Below are 2,649 nucleotides of genomic sequence, written 5' to 3' on the forward strand. Positions count from 1 at the left end.
GGCTCTCGATCGCGAACTCGACACCGATCCGACCGACACCGATCCGACCGACACCGATTCGCCGTTCTGACGAGAAACCAGCACTCGCGCGCGACCACGGCTAGATGATCAGATTTCTACGGTTTCTCGTGATCGCCAACACTTGGCAGCGACAGCGGCACCTTCTTGCGGATTCTGGATCCCTTCTCGGTCAACACGAGGTTCTTGAGTCCCAGCGCTTGGTGGGTCAGCTCAACCTCGGTGACATCTGCCCAGTGCAGGCGATAAGGTTTCTTGGTGAACAGATTGGAGAGTTCCAAACCACCCGGGACGAAGGCGAACGATTGAAGTGGCCTGAACAGCGCAACGATCGGGATCAGTAGCGAAGCAATCAATACGGCCACCAGATCGGGCAGCCCGCCCGGAAACCCGAAATACACAATTGGGATGAGGAGGCCCGCGCACAATACGATCGAAGCGGCGGAGATCACCACACCGGCCCTCTTGGAGAGTTCGTAGGTTCCGCTGTGGTTCATTTTCGGCATCTCAGGCAGCATTCCATCCGGCTTATCGGCAAACACCCCCGCAAACCTGGAGCCGCACATGGCGCGTTCGACGGCGAGACTCGAGTCCGGCCTCGACCTTCTCGCGGAATCGGAAGGCACCGGCGAAGCCGCCGCGAAGGGCGACCGGGTCATCTACAACCTTAGAATGTTCTTGAACCAAGGCGACGAAGTTCCGATGAACGAACGCCAACTGGAGTTGATTCCCGAAGATCATCCTTCCTACAGCGTAACGGTCGTGGAGGGTTTGAAACTCGTGAATCACTGTACCGAGCTAGGGAAGAGGCAGGCCATTGCTGCGGTCGAGAAATCCCTTGCCGGGATGCGGGCCGGTGGGTTTCGCAGACTCCGCGCGAGCGCACACCTCGCGTACCAGGATCGGGGAGTACCTGGACTGATCCCCGGCAATGCAGTTCTGACACTGGAAATCTGGCTACGAAAGATCAATCCCGAGGTTTCACAGCGAGACGGGATCACGGTCTGGGAATAGGTGGTCACGAGGGGCGGCTTCCAGCGCGCCAAGTCGAACAGCGACTGCCTGGCGCGACGTCGACCTACCAGCTTCGTGCTTCGGCTGGCGGCGCTTGCGGATTGGGCTCGAGAGTCGACAGGTCCTGATCGAATTCGATCCGGCGTCGACCGTTGTCCAGATTCCAGATCTGGATCCGTCCGCTTCTCGTCGCGACCAATAGTCGCCCGTCGCGACTCCAGTCGGCCCATTGGAGATCCTGGAGCGGCTCGATGTCGCCGTTCGCTTCCATCGCGTATCGAACGCGCAGGCCATCGATCGCTTGATCCACTCCGAACTCTCCCCCGGCCGCGCCGACGCTCTCCACGCACAACACACGCTGGTTTTCGGGCTGGCACTTCTCGATCCGCGCATTGCGATGCTGGTCCCAGATGTCCTCGGCTCGGCGCGGTGGCGAGTCGGAAGCCTCCATCCAACCGCGGCGTCGTTCGGTAGCGAATTGAACGATCGGGGCGGAACGGAGGCCGAATGGGATCGGCAGCTTCTCGTCGTTGGGGTCGTCGCTCTGGCCATCGCAGCTGAAGTAGAAGCCGCGCGTCCAGGTGCCACAGGTTCCGAACGAGTGAAGAGCCGTCAGCCACGGAAGTTTCGAAATCGCGACGTACGCCTCCCCATGTTCCCAGCTGGAACCCGGCTTGTGGGCGAAGTAGCACAGCAGCCTGCCGTCGGGAGAGAGATCGCTGCGGCGCGGGAAGATGCGGCCCGCGAACCACGCACCGGCGTCGAATTGCATCTTGTCGATGTCCCAACGACCCACGTGGAACCAATCGCTCGGCCCGCGTCGAAGTACCGCAACGACCGGCACGTCCGTTGCCGGGATGCAGTAGAGCCGGGGAGCAACTGCTTCAGTCATCGCCGCATCACGCTGAACGGCCACTTTCGAGGTATGACTTCATTTCGTCGAGCGTCACCCCAGCTCCAACTCACGACATTCTGGAGTTCAGGCGTTGCGACAGCAACGCTCTGAAACCGAGGGCATTCTCGGCAGGCCCAATCCACTGTCAGCGGAGTGGCGATATGTCCTGGATGCGGAGGGTTTCCGTTCACAGATTGCGTTCACATTCGAGAATACCGAGAACGGGACCTGATCCTCTCTCGGTACTTGACATAGGTCGGAGTTACCGGGCACAGGCGAAAACAGGGCTTCTTGTTCCTTCTGGCCTGAGGCGCCTGAGTGGAACCCCAGGATACCACGGATAGACCAGGCGAGAGGTAGCCCGACAAGCTGCAGCCGCTAGCTAGGCGGCGCCGCGGCGCCCCGAGGAGAGTGCGACGAGACAGAGGAGGAGCGTGGAAACCCCCAACCCAAAAGCGTTCAAAGAGCTGAACGACGATTTGAAGTACCAGCCCCAGAGCTCGATTCCGAGTCCGGCAAAACCCGTGAAGGCTACAAGGTAGGCGAGTGGTGGACCCGCCCGAAGAAGCATGCCAAGCCAACTGAGCTTGCCCCGGTCTCGTGGACACCCCGGATCGCACGAAAGTGCGGTAGGAGTGTGTCATGGGAAAACGGAAGCGTCGATCGTTCACAGATGAATACAAGGCCGAGGTCGTGGAGCTGATCCGCAAGAGCGGGAAGAA

Annotated in this window: 3 protein-coding genes; 1 reads left to right on the forward strand and 2 read right to left on the reverse strand. The window is 60.4% G+C overall.

Translation table 11 applies throughout. From position 1 onward, the window contains the following. Positions 1-116 precede the first annotated feature (116 nt). Positions 117-560: a hypothetical protein gene (locus tag GY937_09565; protein MCP5056956.1), complete on the reverse strand. Its 444-nt coding sequence runs from the start codon at positions 558-560 to the stop codon at positions 117-119. Positions 561-582: 22 nt separating this feature from the next. Here GY937_09565 and GY937_09570 point away from each other — a divergent pair, with 22 nt between their 5' ends. Beyond that, a complete protein-coding gene (locus GY937_09570) occupies positions 583-1,032 on the forward strand; it encodes an FKBP-type peptidyl-prolyl cis-trans isomerase (GenBank protein ID MCP5056957.1) in 450 nt (149 codons plus the stop codon). 64 nt (positions 1,033-1,096) lie between these two features. On the opposite strand, the gene GY937_09575 is transcribed toward GY937_09570, so the two are convergent. Continuing rightward, entirely contained in the window at positions 1,097-1,924 is an 828-nt protein-coding gene (locus GY937_09575; GenBank protein ID MCP5056958.1) for a hypothetical protein, read from the reverse strand. Between the last annotated feature and the right edge of the window lie 725 nt (positions 1,925-2,649).

This window comes from bacterium (assembly GCA_024228115.1).
Taxonomy (GTDB): Bacteria; Myxococcota_A; UBA9160; order UBA9160; family UBA6930.